Source organism: Haloarchaeobius sp. HME9146 (assembly GCF_025399835.1).
Taxonomy (GTDB): domain Archaea; phylum Halobacteriota; class Halobacteria; order Halobacteriales; family Natrialbaceae; genus Haloarchaeobius.
The window spans coordinates 126,761-147,468 of record NZ_JAODVR010000001.1 but is presented as its reverse complement, the minus strand read 5'-3'; the positions used below and the strand labels follow the sequence as shown (position 1 = coordinate 147,468).

The 20,708-nt window shown below is 65.9% G+C and carries 25 protein-coding genes; 12 read left to right on the top strand and 13 right to left on the bottom strand.

What is annotated here, in order from left to right; translation table 11 throughout:
- Positions 1 to 201 precede the first annotated feature (201 nt).
- Both thsB and N6C22_RS00740 read left to right on the top strand, forming a co-directional pair.
- Positions 202 to 1,845, top strand: coding sequence for a thermosome subunit beta (gene thsB, locus N6C22_RS00745; protein ID WP_369684381.1), 1,644 nt, complete (start codon positions 202 to 204; stop codon positions 1,843 to 1,845).
- Positions 1,846 to 2,116: 271 nt separating this feature from the next.
- Positions 2,117 to 2,521, top strand: coding sequence for a ubiquitin-like small modifier protein 1 (locus N6C22_RS00740; protein ID WP_261648655.1), 405 nt, complete (start codon positions 2,117 to 2,119; stop codon positions 2,519 to 2,521).
- A gap of 60 nt (positions 2,522 to 2,581) precedes the next feature.
- On the opposite strand, the gene N6C22_RS00735 is transcribed toward N6C22_RS00740, so the two are convergent.
- The gene (locus tag N6C22_RS00735) at positions 2,582 to 2,896 is read right to left on the bottom strand and encodes a thiamine-binding protein (protein ID WP_261648654.1); all 315 of its coding nucleotides are present in this window, start codon (positions 2,894 to 2,896) and stop codon (positions 2,582 to 2,584) included.
- Between the two features lie 196 nt (positions 2,897 to 3,092).
- Positions 3,093 to 3,551 carry an HTH-type transcriptional regulator Lrp gene (lrp, locus tag N6C22_RS00730; protein ID WP_261648653.1) on the bottom strand — a complete coding sequence of 153 codons (459 nt, stop codon included), beginning with the start codon at positions 3,549 to 3,551 and terminating at the stop codon, positions 3,093 to 3,095.
- Positions 3,552 to 3,677: 126 nt separating this feature from the next.
- Here lrp and glnA point away from each other — a divergent pair, with 126 nt between their 5' ends.
- Positions 3,678 to 5,030, top strand: a complete 1,353-nt coding sequence (glnA, locus tag N6C22_RS00725) for a type I glutamate--ammonia ligase (RefSeq protein WP_261648652.1) — start codon at positions 3,678 to 3,680, stop codon at positions 5,028 to 5,030.
- Between the two features lie 42 nt (positions 5,031 to 5,072).
- Entirely contained in the window at positions 5,073 to 5,720 is a 648-nt protein-coding gene (locus N6C22_RS00720) for a DedA family protein (RefSeq protein WP_261648651.1), read from the top strand.
- On the opposite strand, the gene N6C22_RS00715 is transcribed toward N6C22_RS00720, so the two are convergent.
- The 4 genes from N6C22_RS00715 to N6C22_RS00700 all read right to left on the bottom strand — a co-directional run bounded on the left by N6C22_RS00715 (position 5,668) and on the right by N6C22_RS00700 (position 9,215).
- Complete coding sequence (locus tag N6C22_RS00715) at positions 5,668 to 6,570, bottom strand: phosphatase PAP2 family protein (protein ID WP_261648650.1); 903 nt, start codon at positions 6,568 to 6,570, stop codon at positions 5,668 to 5,670. The genes N6C22_RS00720 and N6C22_RS00715 overlap by 53 nt on opposite strands.
- On the bottom strand, positions 6,558 to 7,142 hold the full coding sequence (locus N6C22_RS00710) for a ribonuclease BN (protein ID WP_261648649.1): 585 nt from the start codon (positions 7,140 to 7,142) through the stop codon (positions 6,558 to 6,560). Before N6C22_RS00710 ends, N6C22_RS00715 begins: the two co-directional genes overlap by 13 nt.
- Positions 7,135 to 8,031: a YihY/virulence factor BrkB family protein gene (locus tag N6C22_RS00705; protein ID WP_261648648.1), complete on the bottom strand. Its 897-nt coding sequence runs from the start codon at positions 8,029 to 8,031 to the stop codon at positions 7,135 to 7,137. Before N6C22_RS00705 ends, N6C22_RS00710 begins: the two co-directional genes overlap by 8 nt.
- Before the next feature lie 77 nt (positions 8,032 to 8,108).
- On the bottom strand, positions 8,109 to 9,215 hold the full coding sequence (locus N6C22_RS00700) for a tRNA (guanine(26)-N(2))-dimethyltransferase (RefSeq protein ID WP_261648646.1): 1,107 nt from the start codon (positions 9,213 to 9,215) through the stop codon (positions 8,109 to 8,111).
- A gap of 90 nt (positions 9,216 to 9,305) precedes the next feature.
- Between N6C22_RS00700 and N6C22_RS00695 the strand changes: the two genes are divergently transcribed.
- The 3 genes from N6C22_RS00695 (at position 9,306) to N6C22_RS00685 (ending at position 11,376) form a co-directional block, all read left to right on the top strand.
- Positions 9,306 to 10,727 carry a PAS domain-containing protein gene (locus tag N6C22_RS00695; protein ID WP_261648644.1) on the top strand — a complete coding sequence of 474 codons (1,422 nt, stop codon included), beginning with the start codon at positions 9,306 to 9,308 and terminating at the stop codon, positions 10,725 to 10,727.
- A 78-nt stretch (positions 10,728 to 10,805) separates the two neighbouring features.
- Positions 10,806 to 11,162: a hypothetical protein gene (locus tag N6C22_RS00690; RefSeq protein ID WP_261652524.1), complete on the top strand. Its 357-nt coding sequence runs from the start codon at positions 10,806 to 10,808 to the stop codon at positions 11,160 to 11,162.
- Between the two features lie 46 nt (positions 11,163 to 11,208).
- On the top strand, positions 11,209 to 11,376 hold the full coding sequence (locus tag N6C22_RS00685; protein ID WP_261648642.1) for a hypothetical protein: 168 nt from the start codon (positions 11,209 to 11,211) through the stop codon (positions 11,374 to 11,376).
- 10 nt (positions 11,377 to 11,386) lie between these two features.
- Here the strand turns inward: N6C22_RS00685 and hisH are convergent, their stop codons facing one another.
- A complete protein-coding gene (hisH, locus tag N6C22_RS00680) occupies positions 11,387 to 12,052 on the bottom strand; it encodes an imidazole glycerol phosphate synthase subunit HisH (protein ID WP_261648641.1) in 666 nt (221 codons plus the stop codon).
- A 133-nt stretch (positions 12,053 to 12,185) separates the two neighbouring features.
- On the opposite strand from hisH, the gene N6C22_RS00675 reads away from it, so the two are divergent.
- From N6C22_RS00675 to N6C22_RS00660, 4 genes are all read left to right on the top strand, one after another.
- Positions 12,186 to 14,228 (top strand): DUF4350 domain-containing protein, encoded by a 2,043-nt coding sequence (locus N6C22_RS00675; protein ID WP_261648639.1) that lies wholly within the window; start codon positions 12,186 to 12,188, stop codon positions 14,226 to 14,228.
- A 136-nt stretch (positions 14,229 to 14,364) separates the two neighbouring features.
- Positions 14,365 to 15,315 carry a phosphate/phosphite/phosphonate ABC transporter substrate-binding protein gene (locus N6C22_RS00670; RefSeq protein ID WP_261648637.1) on the top strand — a complete coding sequence of 317 codons (951 nt, stop codon included), beginning with the start codon at positions 14,365 to 14,367 and terminating at the stop codon, positions 15,313 to 15,315.
- Positions 15,316 to 15,378: 63 nt separating this feature from the next.
- Positions 15,379 to 16,137, top strand: coding sequence for a phosphonate ABC transporter ATP-binding protein (locus tag N6C22_RS00665; RefSeq protein WP_261648636.1), 759 nt, complete (start codon positions 15,379 to 15,381; stop codon positions 16,135 to 16,137).
- A complete protein-coding gene (locus tag N6C22_RS00660; RefSeq protein ID WP_261648635.1) occupies positions 16,134 to 17,168 on the top strand; it encodes an ABC transporter permease in 1,035 nt (344 codons plus the stop codon). Before N6C22_RS00665 ends, N6C22_RS00660 begins: the two co-directional genes overlap by 4 nt.
- Here the strand turns inward: N6C22_RS00660 and N6C22_RS00655 are convergent.
- Genes N6C22_RS00655 through N6C22_RS00645 form a run of 3 tightly spaced genes read right to left on the bottom strand, consistent with a single transcriptional unit; the run spans position 17,165 to position 18,551 of the window.
- Positions 17,165 to 17,785 (bottom strand): uracil-DNA glycosylase family protein, encoded by a 621-nt coding sequence (locus N6C22_RS00655; RefSeq protein WP_261648633.1) that lies wholly within the window; start codon positions 17,783 to 17,785, stop codon positions 17,165 to 17,167. The two genes, N6C22_RS00660 and N6C22_RS00655, sit on opposite strands and share 4 nt — an antisense overlap.
- A gap of 25 nt (positions 17,786 to 17,810) precedes the next feature.
- Positions 17,811 to 18,365 carry a DUF99 family protein gene (locus N6C22_RS00650; RefSeq protein ID WP_261648632.1) on the bottom strand — a complete coding sequence of 185 codons (555 nt, stop codon included), beginning with the start codon at positions 18,363 to 18,365 and terminating at the stop codon, positions 17,811 to 17,813.
- Positions 18,366 to 18,371: 6 nt separating this feature from the next.
- Positions 18,372 to 18,551, bottom strand: coding sequence for a DUF5786 family protein (locus N6C22_RS00645; RefSeq protein WP_261648631.1), 180 nt, complete (start codon positions 18,549 to 18,551; stop codon positions 18,372 to 18,374).
- Positions 18,552 to 18,681: 130 nt separating this feature from the next.
- On the opposite strand from N6C22_RS00645, the gene N6C22_RS00640 reads away from it, so the two are divergent.
- Complete coding sequence (locus N6C22_RS00640) at positions 18,682 to 19,293, top strand: MBL fold metallo-hydrolase (RefSeq protein WP_261648629.1); 612 nt, start codon at positions 18,682 to 18,684, stop codon at positions 19,291 to 19,293.
- Positions 19,294 to 19,348: 55 nt separating this feature from the next.
- Here the strand turns inward: N6C22_RS00640 and N6C22_RS00635 are convergent, their stop codons facing one another.
- The 3 genes from N6C22_RS00635 to N6C22_RS00625 all read right to left on the bottom strand — a co-directional run bounded on the left by N6C22_RS00635 (position 19,349) and on the right by N6C22_RS00625 (position 20,684).
- Positions 19,349 to 19,498, bottom strand: coding sequence for a 50S ribosomal protein L40e (locus N6C22_RS00635; RefSeq protein ID WP_261648627.1), 150 nt, complete (start codon positions 19,496 to 19,498; stop codon positions 19,349 to 19,351).
- Positions 19,499 to 19,723: 225 nt separating this feature from the next.
- Positions 19,724 to 20,230 (bottom strand): DUF367 family protein, encoded by a 507-nt coding sequence (locus N6C22_RS00630; RefSeq protein WP_261648626.1) that lies wholly within the window; start codon positions 20,228 to 20,230, stop codon positions 19,724 to 19,726.
- 37 nt (positions 20,231 to 20,267) lie between these two features.
- Positions 20,268 to 20,684, bottom strand: coding sequence for a hypothetical protein (locus N6C22_RS00625; protein WP_261648625.1), 417 nt, complete (start codon positions 20,682 to 20,684; stop codon positions 20,268 to 20,270).
- Between the last annotated feature and the right edge of the window lie 24 nt (positions 20,685 to 20,708).

The following is a 20,708-nucleotide window of genomic DNA, read 5'->3' as shown; positions in this document are numbered from 1 at the left end:
CTCGCCAGCACGATACTATATAAATGGCTGTGTTCGGCTACCAGATTGCCGGCTCGTGGTTTGGTAAAGATGTGCATGGTATGCGGGGTAATGGGCCACTGTACTGCGATTAGCTGGGGTGGCTGACGGCATCCCACGGGACCCACGATGCTCCAATTACCAAACTTTTATATAGAAGCACAATCAATGCCTCGCCTGTACATGAGCCAGCGAATGCAGCAAGGTCAGCCGATGATCGTGATGTCCGACGAGTCCCAGCGCGTCAAGGACCGTGACGCGCAGGAGTACAACATCCAGGCGGCTCGCGCAGTCGCCGAGGCCGTGCGTTCCACACTCGGCCCGAAAGGGATGGACAAGATGCTCGTCGACTCGATGGGCGACGTCACCATCACGAACGACGGCGTAACCATCCTGAAGGAGATGGACATCGACAACCCGACGGCCGAGATGATTATCGAGGTCGCCGAGACGCAGGAAGACGAGGCCGGTGACGGCACGACGACCGCCGTCGCCATCGCGGGTGAACTCCTCAAGAACGCCGAGGACCTCCTCGAGCAGGACATCCACCCGAGCGCCATCATCAAGGGCTTCCACCTCGCCAGCAAGCAGGCTCGCGAAGAGGTCGACGACATCGCAGAGCGCGTCGACGCCTCCGACGAGGAACTCCTCAAGAAGGTCGCCGAGACCTCCATGACGGGCAAGGGCGCAGAGCTCGACAAGGAGCACCTCGCCCAGCTCATCGTCGACGCGGTCCAGTCCGTCACCGTCGAGGGCCAGGTCGACATGGAGTACCTCAACATCGAGACCCAGACCGGCCAGCCCGCCTCCGCCTCCGAGCTCCTGAAGGGCGCGGTCATCGACAAGGACCCGGTCCACGACGACATGCCCAAGACGGTCGACGACGCGAAGGTCCTCCTCCTCAACGAGGCCATCGAGGTCGAGGAGGCCAGCGTCGACACCGAGGTCAACGTCACCGACCCGAGCCAGCTCCAGCAGTTCCTCGACCAGGAGGAGAAGCAGCTCAAGGACAAGGTCAACGCCATCGTCGAGTCCGGTGCTGACGTCGTCTTCTGCCAGAAGGGCATCGACGACCTCGCACAGCACTACCTCGCGAAGGAGGGCATCCTCGCCGTCCGCCGCGTGAAGAAGTCCGACATCCGCTTCCTGCGCGAGATCCTCGGCGCGTCCGTCGTCTCCGACCTCGACGACTTCGACGCCTCCGACCTTGGCGTGGGCTCCATCAGCCGCGACGCAGAGGACGAGCTGTTCTACGTCGAGGGTGCCGAGAACGCCCACGGCGTCACGCTCACCCTCCGCGGCTCCACCGACCACGTCGTCGACGAGCTCGAGCGCGGCGTCACCGACGCCCTCGACGTCGTCGCCCAGACCGTCTCCGACGGCCGCGTCGTCGCTGGCGGCGGTGCCATCGAGGTCGAAGTCGCCTCGCGTCTCCGTGACTACGCCGACTCCGTCGAAGGTCGCGAGCAGCTCGCCGTCGAGGCGTTCGCTGACTCCCTCGAACTCGTGCCCCGCGTCCTCGCCGAGAACGCTGGTCTCGACTCCATCGACATCCTCGTCAACCTCCGCTCCGAGCACGAGAGCGGCAACAAGCGCGCCGGCCTGAACGTGTTCTCCGGCGACATCGAGGACACCTTCGACGCTGGCGTCGTCGAGCCCGCTCACTCCAAGGAGCAGGCGTACACCTCCGCCACCGAGGCCGCGAACCTCGTCCTCAAGATCGACGACATCATCTCCGCCGGCGACCTGTCGACCGACAAGGGCGACGACGAAGGCGGCGCACCCGGCGGCATGGGCGGCATGGGTGGCATGGGCGGCGCGATGTAGATTTCGAGGAACGAGAAATCTCATCGCACGGCCGAGGTTTCCTCGGCCAAGGCTATGTGAAGTTCGGCGTAGAAGAACTTCCATAGCCCACCACGCTCCCGTACCGACCCGCAGACAACCAGACGCAGTTTCCGCAGCGCAGTTTCCCGTTTTCGTCTGTCATCCCACACACTCCCGTTTCCCGCGCTGGACAGCGACAGCCCAGCGAACTGGAGGAATCAGGTCTCTGTTGAATCTCGCTGGTGACGTATCTCTACCTGGGGGAGTCACAATGGGATTCAGAAACCACCTTCACGTCTGTCAACACTGCGGTGTCGTCCACGCGACGTCGTCGTCCACCGGCCCCCGCCGCTGTGCGGTCTGTGACGACTTCGACTTCTCGGCGTATCATCCCGAGAGCCACGTCGAGTGGAAACTGTTCGGCGAGTTCAAACACGCGGTCGGCAAGAAGTCCGTCCCCGTCGAGGTCGAGGAGGGTGCGACGGTCGCCGACGCGCTCCACCTGCTGCTCGACACGTACCCCACCATCGCGGGGACGGTGTTCGACGACGCGGGCGAGTTCAGGCCGGGCGTCCACCTCGTCGTCAATCACGACGACGTGACCTTCGACGACGACCGGTTCACCGCGCCGCTGCACGACCACGACGAGCTCGGGCTGTTCGCAGCCGTCGCCTGAGAGGATGACGGCCGCGGCTCGTCGTTCCGACCGTTTTCGATGCTGAAAAGGTGACCGAGGCTACGGTTTCGCTGCGCCTGCCGAGTGCTTACGAGCCTTCTCGACGGCTGAGACGCGGTCTTTGGCGCTCTGTTCGGCTTCGGGGTCGTCGTCTATCTCGATGTTGGTGACGAGTCGGCCGTCGGCGGCTGCCTCGTGGGCGGCCTGGAGCGCGGCGAACACCTCGCCGGCGGTCTCGGCCTCGACGATGGTGTCCATCCCGGTCGTCTCGTAGGTGACGCCGGTCTCCTCAAGCGCGTCGAGCGCGCGGGCGATGGACTCGGACATGTGCGATTCTCCGACGGGTAGTATCTCGAACCGGGCGATGACTGTCATGGCTGTGGTGAGTAGTCGTATTCTGGTCGCGATTCGAGCTAGCATACACCACGACGGCGAAAATGGCTTTCTTGGGCTATCGGGACGGCCCAGCGCGCAAGAGAGTACAGCCAGCGAGGAGAACGTGGCTGCTGGTCGGTGCTGGTCGGCGGTCGCGGGCGTGCCGCGAGCGCACGCGAGGGCGCGAAACTCGAAGTCAGTCCTCGAGGTCCAGCTCGAACTGCTCGTTCTCACACACCGGGTTCAGGACGACGGAGGTGTTCGACTCCTTGATCTCGGGGTCGGTGAGCAGGCGCTTGATCTGGGTGTTCATGCCGTCCGTATCGACGAACTTCCCGATGGCGATGACGTCGTAGTCGCCGGTGACCTCGTACACCGACACCATCTGTTTCTCCTGGCGGAGGCGTTCGGTCACGTCGGGGAGGGCACTCCCCTCGACCTTGAGCTGGAGGATGGCCGTCACGTCGTAGCCGAGCTGGTCGTAGTCGATCTTGGGCGTGTAGCCGCGGATGACGCCTTCCTCCTCCAGCGCGGAGACGTGATTGGAGACCGTCGTCACCGAGACGTCGAGCTGTTCTGCGAGGCTGCGGAGACTCGCGTCCCCGTTGTCGAGTAGGGCATTCACCAACTTCGCATCGAGATTTTCGTACGTCATTACGTCAGAACTACGCCTCCAGCCATTAGAATTTTACGAATATCCAGTTCCACTGGGAGGGGGGTAGAATTGCGTATAACAGTAGGGTTTTTGTAGTGGGGATAGTTGGATTACGCGACCAGAAAGATGACAAGCGGAAACCTGTCTGCGGAAGAAGAAGCGGTCATCGACCAGATCGAAGAACAGAACGTCGACTTCCTGCGCCTCCAGTTCACGGACATCCTGGGCACCGTGAAGAACGTCTCCGTCCCGGCCAGCCAGGCCGAGAAGGCGTTCACCGAGGGCATCTACTTCGACGGGTCGTCCATCGACGGCTTCGTCCGTATCCAGGAGTCCGACATGCGTCTCGAGCCGGACCCGTCCACGTTCGCCATCCTGCCGTGGCGGAACACGGAAGAGAGCGCGGCCGCGCGCCTCATCTGTGACGTGATGGACACCTCGACCGGCGAGCCGTTCTCGGGCGACCCGCGTGGCGTCCTCAAGCGCGCCATCGAGCGTGCCGAGGACATGGGCTACGACATCAACGCCGCCCCCGAGCCGGAGTTCTTCCTGTTCGAGGAGGACGAGGACGGGCGCGCGACGACGAAGACCAACGACGCCGGTGGCTACTTCGACCTCGCGCCGAAGGACCTCGCCCAGGACGTCCGCCGTGACATCATCTACGGCCTCGAGTCCATGGGCTTCGACATCGAAGCCTCGCACCACGAGGTCGCCCAGGGCCAGCACGAGATCAACTTCACGTACGACGACGCGCTCTCGACGGCCGACAACGTCGCGACGTTCCGGTCCGTCGTCCGCGCCATCGCGGCCGAGCACGACCTGCACGCGACGTTCATGCCCAAGCCCATCCCGCGCATCAACGGCTCCGGCATGCACACGCACATCTCGCTGTTCCAGGGCGGCGAGAACGCGTTCCACGACGACGACGACGAGTTCAACCTGAGCGAGACGGCGAAGCAGTTCGTCGCCGGTATCCTCGAGCACGCGCCGGCCATCACGGCGGTCTCGAACCCGACCGTGAACTCCTACAAGCGCCTGGTGCCCGGCTACGAGGCACCCGTCTACGTCGCGTGGTCCGACCGCAACCGCTCCGCGCTCATCCGGAAGCCGGCCGCCCGCGTCCCGGCCGCCAGCCGTATCGAGGCTCGCTTCCCCGACCCGTCCTGTAACCCGTACCTCGCCTTCGCGGCGCTCATCCACGCGGGTCTCGACGGGATCGAGCAGGGCCTCGAGTGCCCGGACCCGGTCCGCGAGAACATCTACGAGTTCGACGAGCAGAAGCGCGAGGAGTACGGCATCAACACGCTGCCGACCAACCTCGGCGAGGCAGTCGACGCCCTCGAGGAGGACGAGGTCATCGGCGACGCGCTCGGCGAGCACGTCTACGAGAAGTTCGTCGAGGCCAAGCGCGCCGAGTTCAAGGACTACCTCGTCGACGTCTCCGACTGGGAGCTCGACCGCTACCTCGAGACCTTCTGAGACCAAGAGACATATAATCGTCTGCTGGCTTTTTTCGGGTGAATGGTCGAACTCGCGTGGCTCACAGACTTCTCTATCGCCTTCATCGAGAGCTACGGATTCATCGCCCTGTTCGTCTTCGTGGTCCTCGAGACCTCGTTCATCCTCCACTTCATCCCGAGCGAGGTGGTCATCCCGCTGGCCGCGCTGTTCATGATAACCGGTCCGACGACGTTCGGGCTGTTCGTCGCCGTCTCGGTGGTCGGCGGTATCATCGGGAGCCTGCTGTGTTACTGGTTGTTCGGCGTCAACGGTGAGCGCCTGATGCGCCGGTGGGGCCACATCGTCCGGATGCCCGACGACGAGATAGACAAGAGCCAGGAGTGGTTCACGCGGTACGGCGAGGGCCTCATGTTCTGGGGTCGGTTCCTCCCCGTGCTCCGCACGCCCATCTCCATCCCGGCAGGGTTCGCCAAGATGGACCTGACGAAGTTCAGCCTCTACTCCGGCGCGGGTTGGGCCCTCTACGTGGCCGCACTCGCCGGTCTCGGCTACTCCAATGGCGGCGAGACGAAGGCACCCATCGAGGTCGCCTGGGCGGCGGTGTGGCCCGTCGTGCAGGCGAACCCGGTCGCGTCGACGGTCGCGGTCGTGTTCCTCACGGCTCTCGGTATGGTGGCGTGGCGGCGTCGGCAGGCGTTCCCGTTCTGAGGCCGGGCACTGCGACGACCGTCACACCGGCGAGGACTGCGGCGACGAGGACCCACAGCGGTTCCGTTCCGACTCCCAGGATGACCAGCCCGAGCGCCAGCCCGACACCGCCCACGACGGCGAGCGGTCGCCAGAGCGCGAGCGAGGGCGACCACGGCTGCGTCGGCACGTCTGTCGCCTGCCAACTGACGCCCGCCCCGGTCGCGAACCCGATGGTCGCCATCGCGTCACTGGTGGGGATGGGTGCCGTGGCGAGAACGCCGAGACTCCCGATGCCGACCGCCAGCCAGAGCGCGACCCGCGGCTCCCGGTCGTCGAGCAGTCTCGTCGCTAGCAGGAGGTAGGTCACGCCCAGGAGGAAACCGATGACCACGTCACCCAGGTAGTGCACCCCGAGGTAGATGCGGGCGAACCCGACGCCAGCGATGATGGCGGCGGCGGCCCCGTACGCCCGGCTGGTGCCGAGTCGCATCGCGAGCGCCAGGTAGACGACGGTCGTCCCCAGCGCGTGCCCGCTCGGAATCGCGTAGCCGTCGGCCTCGCTTGCGAGTCGATACGAGGTCCGGAACAGCCAGGGGATCGACTCCGCGGGGACCGGTGGCCCGATGGTCGGCCGGGGGACGAGCAGGAGGTTCTTGAGGAAGATGACGAGCGCGAGCGCCCCGAGCCCGATACCGAGCAGGCGGACGCCGCGCTCCCGGTCAGTGAACCAGTACGTGAGTACGAGGAGCGCGACGAGGAACACCGGGTCGCCGAGGTGTGAGACGAGGCCGATCGCCGGTGCGAGGGCGTCGGGAACGAGGCCGCGGGCGACTTCGGTCGCCCACTCGGCGCGGGTCAGGAGCGCCATTCCTGGACACGGTCGCGGAGACGACCGGGCACGCCGAGGACGGTGAAGGTCACGCCGACGATGACGAACAGGGTGTACAGCCCGAGCACCGACAGCCAGATGATTATCATCGCGAACACGACCCAGCCGTCGCCCTCCATCTTCGGGGCGTAGAGCAGCCCGAGGGTCATGGCGGTCCCGTAGAGCAGCACGAGGTAGGGACCCCACCCGCGGGCGTGGCCGCGACGGAGCTTGCGCCGGACGTACCGTTTCAGGTCGGACTCGACCGAGTCCCTGTCGACGGTCCGGGATTCGACGTCCTCCTCGAACGATTCGAGTTCTTCGCGCAACTCGGCGACCGAGGCCTTGCTGGCGCGCTGCCCCTCGACCTGGTCTTCGAGGTCGGCGAGGCGTTCGTAGAGCCGGTCGAGTTCGGCGTCACGGTCGTCGACCGGTTCGTCGTCCCCGGCCGGACCATCGTCGCCCGACGGGTCCGGGTCCGCTGCCGGTTCGGCGTCGTCGCCGCTATCGGCAGGCGCGCGTTCCCCCTCGTCGGGCCGGTCGTCGTCCGCCGGCTGCTCGTCCTCAGGCATCGTCTTCTGTCGGTTCTTCCTGTCGCAGGCCCGCGGTTTGAAGGTGCCGGTCCACGGCGGCTGACAGGTCAGGGTTCAGGTTCGCCGTCTGCCCGGCCAGCACCGCGTTCAGGGCGGTACCGAGCAGCAACATCATGGCCCCAAGATAGAGCCACGTGACGAGCAGGAGGATGGCCCCGAAGAAGCCGTACAGCGACGTTGCGCCCGCGTAGCCCGCATACAGGTTGAAGATGACGCCCATCACGGTCCAGCCGGCGGCCGCGAACAGCGCGCCCGGGACGGCCTCGCGCCAGCGGACGTCCTCGTCAGGGAAGAGGTAGTACAGTGGGTAGAACGCGAAGGCGAGCGCGAGCAGACTGACGACCGGGCCGACGACCGATTCGAACGGGAAATCGACGACCTGGACGACGGTGATGGCGGCGACGGCGATGAAGGCGGCGGCACCCACCGCGGCCAGCCCGACCGCGGCATCGGTGAGCTCGTCGACGAAGGAGTTGCCGTTCCCGTTCCCGTACACCTCGGAGAACGCCTGGTCCATGCCTCGGAAGACCTTGAGGCTACTCCAGATGAGCACGCCGAGGCCGACCACGGTCGTCGCCGAGCGTCCCTCCGTCGCGGTGAGCACATCGCGTAACACGTCCTGGCTCGCCGGGGTGAGGACGTTGCTGGCGGCCTCGGCGACCTGTGCCGCCAGTGCCTCCCCGCCGACGCTGGTGGCGACCGCGATCGCGAGCAAGACGAGCGGGATGAGGGAGACGAAGGCGTAGTAGGCGATGGCCGCCGCGAGGAACGTCAGCTGCTCCGCTTGCGCGAGGCTCACGACCGCGAGCGTGACCGATTTCGCGCGCTGGAGCCGGGGTGGCAGCGACTCGGCTGGTGGCTGAGACACGACTGTGAGTACGCCGAGGAGCTACAAAAAGACCGGCCGACAGCTCGTTGGTCTCGGGCGAGCGACGCGCTCCCAGCTCAGTCGCTGGTCGCGTCGTGCATCTCCGGAATCGACGCGTCGGTCTTGAACGCGGTCCCGCCGTAGTGGGCGCGCTCGGCCTCGTACCCGGCGTCACGGAGAGTTTCGAGGAACTCGTCCATCCCGCTTGCGCCGCGACCCCAGAGCTTGCACAGCTTGTGCTGGTCGTAGTGGGTCGGCTGGTCGAGCTCGCGCTCGATGGCCGTACACAGCTCGCGGGCGTTCTCGGCGGTCCCCATGTCGTCGGTGATGCGGTCGCGCACGTCGAGGGTGAACTCGCGGTCGCGGTAGGGGCCGAGCCAGAGCGGCCCGGCTTCGAGCAGGCGGTTCGAGTCGCACTCGGGGCAGGTCTCGGGCGGGTGGGCGATGAGGCCGGGGTCGGGCTCGCGGAACAGGCAGTCCTCGCAGTGGTAGAGGTGGCCGAGCTGGTCGAGGCTCCAGTTCGCCGCACTCGGCTTGTGGGTGAGGTCGAGGTAGGTGCGAACGTAGTGACTCGTGGCGTGCGTGAACAGGGGTTCGATACCCACGTCGAACCGGGCCGCGCTCCGGGCGAGCGCCCCGAGCAGGATGCGAACGCCCATCTCGGCGTGGTACTCGGTGTTCCGGGGGATGGCGCTGTACGACCGGATGCCCGATTTGAAGTGCGCGCCACACAGGGGGGCGGTGTCGGTCGCCGTGATACACGCGAGGTCACGGGTGTTGGCGAACACGGTGTCGGCGAACGGCATCGGCGTCCCGAACGGGTCGATGTCGGCCACGTCGACGTACTCGTCCCAGAGATAGGCGTTCACGTCGCGGTGCAGGACCGTGCCGTCGAGGTCGTTGCGCGCGAGGTTCTCGCGGGCCAACTCGACCGCCTCGGGGTCCACGTCGCACATGGTGACGTCCCAGCCGTCGGCGGCGGCCCGGACCCCTCGGATGCCCGAGGCGGTCATCGCGTCGAGGTACGTCGCGGCCCGCTCGTCGTGCTCGCGGTAGGCCCGCAAGACGGCGATAGTGAGGTCGCGATTCAACTCCTGTTTCGGGTTGAAGAACACGGAATCCGTTTTCCCCGTGCCGTCTTGCTCGGGCACGTCGACCGTGACCTGGCCCTCCGTGACGTCCATACTCCTCAGTCACCGAGGGAAGGCGTTAAACCGCTCGATACGAATGGGCGCGCCTTTTATCGAACTCCGCGCCGTCCTGTACATCAGGAGATGGCAACGAGTATGGTGGCGTCGGCGGACCGGATCTCGGTCGTTCACGTCGACGACGAACCATCGTTCGGGGAGGTCTCGGCAACCTTTCTGGAACGGATGGCAGACGGATTCGAGGTGACAGACGTTACGTCGGGGACCGAGGCACTCGACCTGGTCCGCGAGGGGGTCGACTGCGTCGTCAGTGACTACGATATGCCGGGTATGGACGGACTGGAACTGCTCGCGAAGGTGCGTGAGGTCGACGAGGACCTCCCGTTCATCCTCTTTACGGGCAAGGGCTCCGAGGAGATCGCCAGCCAGGCGATCTCGGAGGGCGTCTCCGACTACATCCAGAAGGGTCGGGGGACCGACCAGTACACGCTGCTGGTCAACCGCATCCAGAACCTCGTCGGGCGCTACCGGACTGAGCGCACCCTCCGCCGCCGGTTGCACGCCATCGAGACGGCCAGCGAGGGCATCGCCATCCTCGACGCCGAGGGCGTCTACACGTACATGAACCGGGCCTACGCCGCGGCGTACGGGTACGAGCCCGAGGACATCGTCGGGAACCACTGGCACATGCTGTACGGTCCCGACGAGGCGGCCCGGTTCGAGGACGATATCCTCCCGAAGATGGAAGAACAGGGCTCCTGGCACGGCGAGGCGGTGGGGATGCGGGCCGACGGGTCGCCGTTCCCCGAGTCCGTCTCGGTCGCCATGCTCGACGACGGCGGCCACGTCTGCGTCGTCCGTGACCTGACCGAACAGGTCGAACTCGACGCCTCGCTGCGACAGGAGCGGGACCTGATGGACCGGCTGTTCGAGACGAGCCCGGTCGGCATCGTGCTGGTCGATTCGGACCGGGTCATCGTCCGCGCCAACGACCGGGCGGCGACGCTGCTCCGCATGGACCTCGACGACATCATCGGGACCACGTACGACGACCCGGACTGGGGCCTGTACACGTTCGACGGCGAGGAGTACCCGATAGAGCGACACCCGACGTACCGGGTCCTCGAAGCCGGCGAGAAGGTCGTCGGGGAGGACATGGTGGTCACCCGCGGCGACGGCGAACGGTTCGAGTGCAAGGTCAACGCCGCGCCGCTGTTCGACCCCGGCGGGGAACTCGAGTACGTCGTCGTCATGTTCGACGACATCACCGAGGTCGAGGTCGCCCGGCGACAGCTCGAGACCGCGCTCGACCAGCTCGCCGACGCGAACGACCTGCTCACCGACGAGGTGTACCCCGGGCTGGGCGTTGCGCGAAGTCACCTGCGGCGGGTGGTGGCCGGTGGCCCCGTCAAGGACCACGTGCTCGCGGCTCAGGGGGCTATCGAGCGACTGGTCCCCATCGTCGACGACCTGACCGACCTCACGACACCCCCCGAGACGGAGTCCGACGACGAGCGAGCGGTGCTCCCCGGTCGCGAGCAGGACTGACCGACCAGCCGAACCTGTTTTCACGGGGCCGTCCGTACGTCCGCCAGTGATTCGGGTGTTCGCTGTCGGGTGGTCGACGTGACCGACGAGGACGTGGTGGCCGAGTGGCAACGCCTGCTGGAGGAGGCCGGCAGCCTGACGCCCGATGCGGCCAAGCGCATCATGCAGGTCCACGGCGACCGGGGCCACCACGCCATCGAGGCGGTCTCGGAGAGTCGCGTGAAGCAGTACCGCGACTTCACCGTCGTCGTCGGCTACGAGGACGAGTACATCGTCGAGGCCGGCGGCTGCAACTGCAAGGACGCCGAGTACAACCTCGACCCCGACGACCCGACCGAGCAGTGCTGGCACGCGCTCGCGGTCGCCATCGCGGAACGCGTGGACGCGGTCGACCACCACGACATGTGGTACTCCGAGGTCAGGGAGTTCCTGTGAGTTATCTCAAGCTATAACTTCTCGGAAAGATAATCGGCCGGGTACAGTGAAATCCGCTGCCCTCATCGTCGCAGTGAGTGCCGCGCTACTTGGTGCAACCAGCTACGTCGTCGGTCTGGAGAACGGAACGAAACTGTACTACGCCCTGATGACGCTCGGGGTCGTCTCCCTGGCGTATCTCGCCGCAAAGGGGCGGTTCTCAGCGTCGGCGTAGGACCGACGGTTCAGGAATCGGCACAGAACTCGACGAAGTTTTTCAGGATACGAAGCCCCGTCTCCCCGCTCTTCTCCGGGTGGAACTGCGTCCCGAAGACGTTGCCCTCGTCGTTGGCGACGATGGACGGGAACTCGACGTCGTACTCGGTCGTCGCGACCGTCGCGTGCTCGTCGTCGGGGGCCGCGTAGTAGGAGTGGACGAAGTAGGCGTACTCACCATCGATTCCCTCGACGAGGGGGTGCTCGCGTTGCACGTCGAGTTCGTTCCAGCCCATGTGCGGCACCTTCTGTCCCTGCGAGAACCGGACGTTCGTGCCCGGAATCAGGTCGAGGCCGCGCACGTCGCCCTGGCCCTCGCGGTCGGCTTCTTCACTCGTGGTCAGGAGCATCTGCATCCCCAGACAGATGCCGAACAGGGGCTGGCCGCGCTCGGCCACGGCGACGAGCTCGTCGCGGACGGACTCGGCGTTCTCCATGCCTTCCCCGAAGGCACCGACGCCCGGGAGGACGACGCCGTCGGCGGCTGCGAAGTCCTCGGGGTCGCCCGAGATCTCCACGTCGGCACCGGCCCGTTCGAGCCCGCGCGTGACGCTGCGGAGGTTCCCGAGACCGTAGTCCACGACGACGACCGAGGCGAGCGTCTCGCGCTCGTCGGTGACGGACTGTTGACTCATGGGTATGCGTCGGCCCCGCGCCGCCAAGTCGGTTTCCTTTCCGAAAGCTATAGCCATCAACTATTTAGAATCGAGCGAGCTATTTATTAATAATAGAAGCGTTTAAATTGTAATTCTTTGAACGGCTAAACTGATGCGTCGACGACGCTTCATAGAACTTCTGGCCGCGTCCGCGGTTGGCGGAACCGCAGCGGCACGAACCGGGCATGGCACCCTCACCACGAGCGTAACAGCACTCCGATTCCACTCCACCTGCAGTCTCTACGGCGCAGACGGCGGGCCGCTGACGGACAGCACGGTCGTCCCCGTGTGGGCGGAAGACGAAGCGACCAACGACGACCAGGACTACGACGACGACGCGTTCGTCTACTGGGACTGGCGACAGATCCCGCTCGTCGCGTCCGAAGACGGCGTCGTGGCGTTCGGCTCCGTCCTCGTGGACGACGCGAACCTCGACGGGAGTTACGACAACGAGCAGTTCGTCCTCAACGTCTGGGACCAGGAACTCGGCGGGTCCGGCACCGTCATCTGGGACGAGAGCAACGCACAGTACTACGACCTCTCGAAGTTCTCCTCGTTCGAATCGGCGGCCGAGAGCGCGGGCTACGACGTCCAGCCGACGACGAACCTGCACAACGACCTGTCGGGGGCAGATGCGGCGGTCATCACGTCGCCGGGTGACGCGCTCTCCGACGGTGAACTCGACAAGCTCGCACAGTTCGTCGACGACGGCGGCGTGCTGTTCCTGCACGACCAGTCCGACTACAACAACTACGACGAGACGAACCACCTGAACGACATCACGTTCCGGCTCGGCCTGTCGTTCCAGTTCAACGACGACCAGGTCGCGGACACGCAGAACAACGCCGGCGCGTCCTACCGGCCGACGACGACCGTGTTCAACACGGACTTCGGCTACTTCGACGGCGGGTCGGGCGGCGGTGGCGGCGGTGACGACGGCGGCGATGACGGCGGCAGCGGCTCGCCCGACACCACCACGGTGACCATCGAGAGCCTCTCCGACGGCGATACCTTCGACGTGACGATGCCGGACGGCAGCGTCGAGAGCATCCGCGTCCTCGGCGTCGACACGCCCGAGAAGGCGAGCAACCGGTCCGCCGAGCGCCCACCCGAGTGGGAGGGCATCGAGTCCTACGACTACCTCGCGACGTGGGGCGCGAACGCGACCGACTTCTCGAAGCAGGCGTTCGACGTGGGCGACACGGTCGAGATATTCTACGACGACAACGAGGGCCAGACCGACCCCTTCGGTCGCCTGCTCGCGTACGTCAGGTACGACGCGACCGGCGACGGCAGCCGCGACACCCTCTACAACCGCGAACTCATCGAGCAGGGGTACGCCCGGGTGTACGGGTCCGCGCTCACCAAGCACGACGGCTTCCGCAACGCGGAGGCGACCGCGCGCGCCAACGGGACCGGCCTCTGGGCCAACAGCGACCCGAACGCGTCCTCGGAGATCCGCGACGGCAGCTACTCGGAGCTGTTCTTCCCGAAGGCGGCCGCGGTCGAGACCAGCACTGGCGCGCTGGCCGACTCGCGCGCCCCGGTGTACGACCAGTCCGGCGCGACCCCGCTCGTCGGCGTCGACTCGAGTGCGAACGTCGCCATGGTCGGCGGCCTCACCATCGACGAGTCCTACGAGTCCGAGGAGGGCTACCCGGTCGACACCGCCGAGTACGGCAACTACCCGTTCCTCACGAGCCTCGTCGACTCGCTCACCAGTACGACTGGAAGCATCGTCATCGACGGTGGGCACGGGCAGTTCGGTTCCGACGCCGCGCTCTCGAACGAGGATGCGGCGTACTACCAGCGGTATCTGGAAGGTCAGGACATCGCGTTCGAGCAGCGCAACGACCTCGCCACCGCAGACCTCTCGGGGGCGAGAGCGGTCGTCGTGACGACACCTTCGAGCACGTTCACGAGCGCTGAAAAGACCGCCCTCTCCGACTTCGTTGCGGGCGGTGGTGCGGTCGTACTGATGGGCGCGTCCAACGGTGACGCGACCGACCTGAACGACCTCGCGAGCGCGCTGGGAACCGACCTACGGCTCGGCGGTTCGGTGCGCGACTCCAGCAACAATCTGGACGGCGACGAGACCGTGCCGACGACGAGCTCGTTCGACAGCTCGTTCGGCCTGTTCGGTCCGTACAGTTAATCCCGACTCTCGATTTTATTTTTACCGGTTATTTTTGTTTTTTACTTCAGATAGTCACTAACGTAATCTACATAGTCCCACGTAGACAGATTAGGAACTTTTAAGGTCGACATCAAGAACTATGAATTGATTCGCTATGGAAAGTCGACGCGATTTCCTCAAGGCAGCAGGTGTGGCAGGGGCAGCGGCCCTTACCGGAACAGCAGGGTGTCTCGGTTCGTTCGGCGAACAGGCGTACGGTGACGGGACGGTCCAGTTCATGATGTCCCCGTCCGAGCCCCAGAACTACATGATGAAACAGTACGGCCCGATGCGGGACTACATCGACTCGGAGATCGGCGACAGTGCGGACGTCGAGCTCCAGTACGCCGCGGACTACAGCGCCGTGCTGCAGGGCCTGGGCAGCGGCTCCGCCGACATCGCCGAGACCGGTCCGTTCGCGGCCGCCCTCGGTGTCAAGGCAGACAAGGCCGAGATCGCTCTCCAGCGCCACGCATACGGCTCCTGGACGTACACCAGCGTCATCGTGACCCGCAAGGACAGCGACATCGAGTCGCTGTCGGACCTCAAGGGCAAGCGCGTCGCCTTCGCGGACATGACCTCCGCGAGTGGCTCGCTCTACCCGCTGTACATGCTGCAGGACGCCGGCCTCGAGATCGGTGAGGCCCCCGTCAGCGACAACGGTGCGGACTTCACCGGTACCTGGTCCGGCCACGCCGAGGCGTTCAAGGCGCTGCAGGACGGCCAGGTCGAGGCCGCCGGTGTTGGCAAGTTCATCACGCAGGGTGACGACGGCTACGTCGAGGGCATCGAGCCCATCATCGACTACAAGAAGGAGTACGGCAAGGGCATCCCGCGCGCGCCGATGGTCGTCAGCCCCGAGCTCTCGGACTCCGAGAAGGAGAGCCTCGTCAGCGCACTCAAGGACGCGCCGGAAGACGCGTACCTCGGGAAGGACGGCGAAGGCGACACGGACGACGACCTCTGGTTCGACGGCGTCCGCCCGGCCAAGCTGGAGGACTACCAGCCGGTCATCGACGTCGCGAACAAGCTCAACCTGAGCACCGACCTGCTCGACTCGGCCTGAGCAGCCGGTTCCGCTCGAACCGACTCCGAAACAAACTAACCGTCTATCACGAATTATTTTGTAATGACAGCGATACAGGTGGAGAACCTCACGAAACGATACGGCGACACAGTCGCGCTCGACGACGTGTCGTTCACGATTCCCGACGGGGAGTTCGTCGTGCTGCTCGGCCCCTCGGGAGCCGGGAAGTCGACACTCCTCCGACTCCTCAACGGGCTCGCAGAGCCCACGGAGGGCGGCGTCTACATCGGGGACTCGAAGGTCACCGGCCGGCGCAGTGACATCGGGATGGTGTTCCAGATGCACTATCTCGTCGAAGCCATGAGCGCGTACAAGAACGCACTCACGGGTGCGCTCTCCCGTGAGGACCTCGTCAGTAGTCTGCTGACGCGGTACGACCGCGAGGACAAGGTCACCGCGCTCGAAGCGCTCGACACCGTCGGCCTGCTCGACGAGGCGAACCAGCGCGCCGGCTCGATGTCCGGCGGGCAGAAACAGCGCGTCGGCATCGCCCGCGCGCTCGTCCAGCAGCCCTCCCTGTTGCTGGCCGACGAACCCGTCGCGAGCCTCGACCCCAAGGCCGCAGAGGAGGTCATGGGCTACATGCGACGGGCGGCCGAGGAACGTAACCTGACGACCATCGCGAGTCTCCACCAGGTCGGCCTCGCCCGCGAGTTCGGTGAACGCTACATCGGCCTGCGCGACGGCAAGAAGGTGTTCGACGGCGGCAGAGAGGAACTCACCATGGACATCGTCGACGACATCTACTACTCCGACGACGAGGAGATGTCAGCGGCGACGGCCGAGGAGGTAGCCCAATGAGCGACGACAGGACCGCCACCGACGGCGGCACCGTCTCCGGCGCGGACCCACGCATCACGGAGCGACTCGACCTCATCGAACGCCAGCAGCTCATCCGGCGTGGCCTGTACGCCGGGCTCATGCTGGCCATGCTCGTGTTCACCGGTGCGGGGCTCGTCTACCTCGACTTCACCATCGCACAGGTGGTCCGACAGGGCCCCGTGTTCATCTCGAACCTGCTGGAGTTCCTCAGCCCCGACTTCTACTTCTTCACGCTGTACTCCCAGGACATGGAGCTCCACGGCTGGAGCGCCCTCATCGGCAGCCTGACCCACCCCGGGTCGCTCGTCGAGGCTGTCCTCCAGCGTGACCAGGCGACCTCCATCGTCGGCGCGAGCATCGTCACCATCGTCGTCGGTGCGACCGGGACCATCGTCGGGTTCCCCCTCGCGCTGTTCTTCGGTGTGATGGGCTCCGAGCGCGTGACGCCGTTCCCGTTCAACTTCATCTTCCGCGGCACGATGAGCACCATCCGGGCCATCCCGGCCATCGTCTGGGTGCTCTTCTACATCCCGGTGTTCGGCCCGACGCCGCTGTCGGCGATGTTCGCCATCGCGACCGACACCATCGGGAACATGGGTCGGCTGTTCACGGACGAACTCGAAGAGGTCGAGGACGGCCCCATCGAGGCCATCTCCTCGACGGGTGCGGACCGCTCGCAGGTCATCACCTTCGGGATGCTGAGCCAGGTGTTCTCCTCCTTCATCGCCTGGGCGCTCTACATCCTCGAGATCAACGTCCGTATCGCTATCTCGCTCGGTGTCGTCGGTGCCGGTGGCCTCGGCCAGTTCATCAAGGGCCAGCTCGCCCAGCTCGCGTTCAGTCACGCGGCGGCGGGCATCTTCATGGTCATCGTCATCGTCATCTCCGTCGAGCTGTTCTCCTCGCGGCTCCGGTCGCGCCTGCGCCCGGACGAGGAGGTCTCCGAGGGCTTCTTCGACAGGCTCCGGGGCCTGTTCGACGGCGACAAGTGGCTGGGCCGCAGCGCCTAGAAGTCGCCTAACCGCGACTGGCCGCTTTCTCCACCGTCTCCACGCACGCCCGCCAGCGACGCGGCTTCGGCGAGCGTCTCCTCGAACGGCTCGCGCTGGCTCCGGTCGTACAGCGTCGCCGCGGGGTGCAGACAGAGCATGACCCGGCGCGGCTCGCCCGCGATGCGGACCTCCTCGACGTTGCCGGTCTCTTTCGTCACCGCGACCGACCGGTCCAGCAGGTGCTCGGCGGGGACCTTCCCGAGCGTGACGATGACCTCGGGGTCGACGAGGTCGATCTCACGTTCGAGGTACTCCCGGCAGTTCGCGAGTTCCTCCTTGCGCGGGTTGCGGTTGTCCGGCGGCCGACAGCGAACGCAGTTCGTGATGCGGACCGTCTCGCGGTCGAGGCCGACGTTCCTGAGTTCCTCGGTGAGCACGTCGCCCGACCGGCCGACGAACGGTTCGCCCTCCTCGTCCTCCTGCGCGCCGGGTGCCTCGCCGAGAAAGAGCACGGCTGCGTCGTCGGGTCCGACGCCGTTGACGATGCGACTGCGCGACTCACAGAGTTCCGGGCAGCGCTCACAGGCCGTCACCTCGAGGCCGTCCATGTTCTCGAGGGAATCCGTGTTTGCCATGTCGGGAGAGGCGCGCCGGGCGTACCTAATCCCTGCGGAGCGCGTCACCCGCGCGGGCGGCCATGCGAGCCACCCGGACCGGCTCGGGTCGCCCACCTTCAGGGGTGAACGCCCGTACCACGTCGCGCGCCTCGGCGGGGTCCACGCCGACCGCCCGGACGTACACGGTCTCGCCGTTGACCTCGACGGGGGTCCGGTCGGGCTGTGCCCGGTAGGTCGCCAGCCGGTCCTCGCGCGCGTCGCCCTCGAACGCCTCGCGGATTGCGTCGTCCAGTCCGTCGCTCGCCTCGTACGTCACCGAGAGGACCGGCCGGTCGATGGCGTCGGCCAGCCGGTGCATGTCCAGCAGGTTGTACCACGCCAGCGCGATGCCCGACACCATGACGTAGCGGACGTCCTCACGGTCGAGTCGGCGGTACAGCGCCTCGACCGCGTCTGTCACGTCGCTCCCACCGACGGTACACGTCCCAAAAGAGAAGCCATCTACCACGCGATTCGCTCTGACCACGACACCCGCGAGTGTGCTCTCGTCGTCCCGGAACGATTCGGCGACACCCAACGCCCGCACTCCGGGCTTCACGCGTGACTACTCCTCGGTCTTGATGTCTTTCAGCCGGTCGATAAGTTCGTCGTTCGACGCCCCGTTCTCGAACTCGATGCTGCCTTCGTGGTTCGATTCCCGTGTGTTTACTGACTCGCTCTCGTCGAGGTCTGTGTCGATGCTCTGGTTCTCCTGTTCCGATTCGTCGTAGCTCCCGAAGCCCATGCATTCGGGTATAATCGTTAAGGACTCAAAAAAATCACGGCCATGCCTTGGAATACCAACCCATTCGGTCGTCGAAACGGCGTTTGCCCGCCCCGCCACCGTTTTCTGGCGTGCCCACGAGGCTCCGAGTATGAACGTGACCCACGTGACGGCAGACGCCGACGTGTTCACCTGTAACGCCTACCTCGTCACCGGCGAGCGCACGACGCTCGTCGACGCCGGGGCGATGGAGGGCGTCGTCGACGTCGTCCGTGACCACACCGACCACCTCGACCAGGTGGTCCTCACCCACCAGCACGGCGACCACGTCGCCCAGCTCGACCCCGTCCTCGACGCCTTCTCGTGTGACTGCCACGCCTACGCCCAGCATCCTCGCCGGACCCACGAACTGGACGACGGCGACTTCGTGAAGATCGGTGACGAGACGTTCGAGGTCGTCTACACCCCCGGCCACGCCGCCGACCACGTCGCCTACGTCAGCGAGTCGACGCTGTTCTCGGGCGACGTCGTGGTCCACAACGACGCTGCCTTCGACTACGGGAGCTTCGGCCGGACCGACATGGACGGACAGTCCCGCGAACGCCTCATCGAGAGTATCAAGGACCTGCTCGACCGCATGCCTGACACCGTCGAACACATGTACGCCGGCCACGGCGACGAGTTCCACGGCGACGTGCGCGACGTGGTCGAGACCGCCCTCTCTCGGGCCGAGCGCCGGCAGCCGAAGTACCCAGACGGGTAAGCGAGACAGACCCACTGCTCCGGGAGTGCTGTCTCGGAGAGAAGGGACGAGCCGATTACGCCGCGCGCTTTTCCTTCGCCTTCGGGCGGAGCTTCGCGTAGCCGCACTTGCGGCACTTCTCCGCGCGCTTCGCGTTGCGGGCGTTACATCGCATGCAGATCATCTTCTCGAGCGTCCGGTCGACCGCAGCGTCGAATTTAGCCATATCGTGAGTTCATGCGGGTGCGGATAAAAGCGTTTCCGAGTCAGGTCGCCCCACGACCCCACCTGCACGACCATTCAAGGCCGATGCCGGGACCAGTCTCGGCATGCACTGACGAGTCACCGCGCGAGCGTCAGCGGTTGTGCGGCACCCGCTCGCGCGCGACAGCAGCCCCCCGTGCCGCCTGTTCGCTATCTACTGTCCAGCCGCCCGACGACCAGCGACTGCTCACTCCTCGTCGTCCTCGTCCGCGAGGTAGTCGTCTTGCACCGCGACGACCTCCGTGGAATCCGCGCACTCGCTGTAGCGCCGCAGCGGCTCCTCGTTGAGCGTCAGGAAGGTCTCGCCCCAGGTGAACTTCGCGAGGATCTCCTCGGCGTGGTCGCGCTCGCCGAGGATGCACAGCGCCGCCGCCAGCGCCTCGACCGTCGTCAGCTTGAACGGCCGGCCGTAGTTCACCGGGTTCGCCGCGACGAGGAACGGGAGCGCCCGGTGCTCACCCGGCATCTCGAACATGGCAGCCTCGGCGGTCTCCCACGAGCAGTCCAGCGCCACGAGGTTCGTCGCGTCCGCGTCGGCCGGCGAGAGTGCCTGCTCCGCGTGGGGGTTGAGGACGACGCCGTAGGGGGTGGCCCGGTTCGAGCGGTGCAACTCGGCGAGGTCGAACCGCGCGAGCTTGCGGGCCGTACACTTCTTGGGGTCGTCGTCACCCTCGTAGCGGACGTGGAGGTTCACGCGAGAGGGTTCCCCGTCGAGGGAGAAAAGCGCCTCGCTACCCGAGCTGGTCGCGAAGCTCGTGCAGGTCGACCAGCACCTCGTCGCGGTCGAGGATGGTGTCGATGTGGTCGTCGCGGTCGCCGACGGTCTGGGCGTCGAGCTGGCCGAACAGGTCGGTCAGGAACGGCTCCATCGCCTCGCGGAGCTCCGGGTACGTCGTCTCCACCCGGGCGGCCTGGAAATCGAGGGTGATGCCGTTCGGTCCCTCGTGCACGTCGTACCCCAGAAAACGGGGGTGGCGGGGCTGCTCCAGCCGGGCGAGGTCGTACAGTCGGAGTAGCGAGTGCATCGAGCCGTAGGTGTGCAACACCTGCGAGCCGTCGGCCTCGACGCCGAACTCGACGTGGTCGGAGGGACCCGTCACGGCGGCTTCCCAGCCGCCGTACACACCGTGTACCTGAAAGCGCAGCATGGACGGATGCAGGGGCCCCGAGGT

Bases quoted from the DNA above. Each gene is read 5' to 3' on its own strand.
- N6C22_RS00640 (WP_261648629.1), top strand. From the start codon at position 18,682: ATGAACGTGACCCACGTGACGGCAGACGCCGACGTGTTCACCTGTAAC.
- N6C22_RS00740 (WP_261648655.1), top strand. From the start codon at position 2,117: ATGGGATTCAGAAACCACCTTCACGTCTGTCAACACTGCGGTGTCGTC.
- N6C22_RS00625 (WP_261648625.1), bottom strand. From the start codon at position 20,684: ATGCTGCGCTTTCAGGTACACGGTGTGTACGGCGGCTGGGAAGCCGCC.
- hisH (WP_261648641.1), bottom strand. From the start codon at position 12,052: ATGAGTCAACAGTCCGTCACCGACGAGCGCGAGACGCTCGCCTCGGTC.
- N6C22_RS00710 (WP_261648649.1), bottom strand. From the start codon at position 7,142: ATGCCTGAGGACGAGCAGCCGGCGGACGACGACCGGCCCGACGAGGGG.
- N6C22_RS00715 (WP_261648650.1), bottom strand. From the start codon at position 6,570: ATGGCGCTCCTGACCCGCGCCGAGTGGGCGACCGAAGTCGCCCGCGGC.
- N6C22_RS00635 (WP_261648627.1), bottom strand. From the start codon at position 19,498: ATGGCTAAATTCGACGCTGCGGTCGACCGGACGCTCGAGAAGATGATC.
- glnA (WP_261648652.1), top strand. From the start codon at position 3,678: ATGACAAGCGGAAACCTGTCTGCGGAAGAAGAAGCGGTCATCGACCAG.
- thsB (WP_369684381.1), top strand. From the start codon at position 202: ATGAGCCAGCGAATGCAGCAAGGTCAGCCGATGATCGTGATGTCCGAC.
- lrp (WP_261648653.1), bottom strand. From the start codon at position 3,551: ATGACGTACGAAAATCTCGATGCGAAGTTGGTGAATGCCCTACTCGAC.
- N6C22_RS00645 (WP_261648631.1), bottom strand. From the start codon at position 18,551: ATGGGCTTCGGGAGCTACGACGAATCGGAACAGGAGAACCAGAGCATC.
- N6C22_RS00655 (WP_261648633.1), bottom strand. From the start codon at position 17,785: ATGGCAAACACGGATTCCCTCGAGAACATGGACGGCCTCGAGGTGACG.
- N6C22_RS00675 (WP_261648639.1), top strand. From the start codon at position 12,186: ATGCGTCGACGACGCTTCATAGAACTTCTGGCCGCGTCCGCGGTTGGC.
- N6C22_RS00700 (WP_261648646.1), bottom strand. From the start codon at position 9,215: ATGGACGTCACGGAGGGCCAGGTCACGGTCGACGTGCCCGAGCAAGAC.
- N6C22_RS00735 (WP_261648654.1), bottom strand. From the start codon at position 2,896: ATGACAGTCATCGCCCGGTTCGAGATACTACCCGTCGGAGAATCGCAC.
- N6C22_RS00670 (WP_261648637.1), top strand. From the start codon at position 14,365: ATGGAAAGTCGACGCGATTTCCTCAAGGCAGCAGGTGTGGCAGGGGCA.
- N6C22_RS00660 (WP_261648635.1), top strand. From the start codon at position 16,134: ATGAGCGACGACAGGACCGCCACCGACGGCGGCACCGTCTCCGGCGCG.
- N6C22_RS00695 (WP_261648644.1), top strand. From the start codon at position 9,306: ATGGCAACGAGTATGGTGGCGTCGGCGGACCGGATCTCGGTCGTTCAC.
- N6C22_RS00720 (WP_261648651.1), top strand. From the start codon at position 5,073: ATGGTCGAACTCGCGTGGCTCACAGACTTCTCTATCGCCTTCATCGAG.
- N6C22_RS00665 (WP_261648636.1), top strand. From the start codon at position 15,379: ATGACAGCGATACAGGTGGAGAACCTCACGAAACGATACGGCGACACA.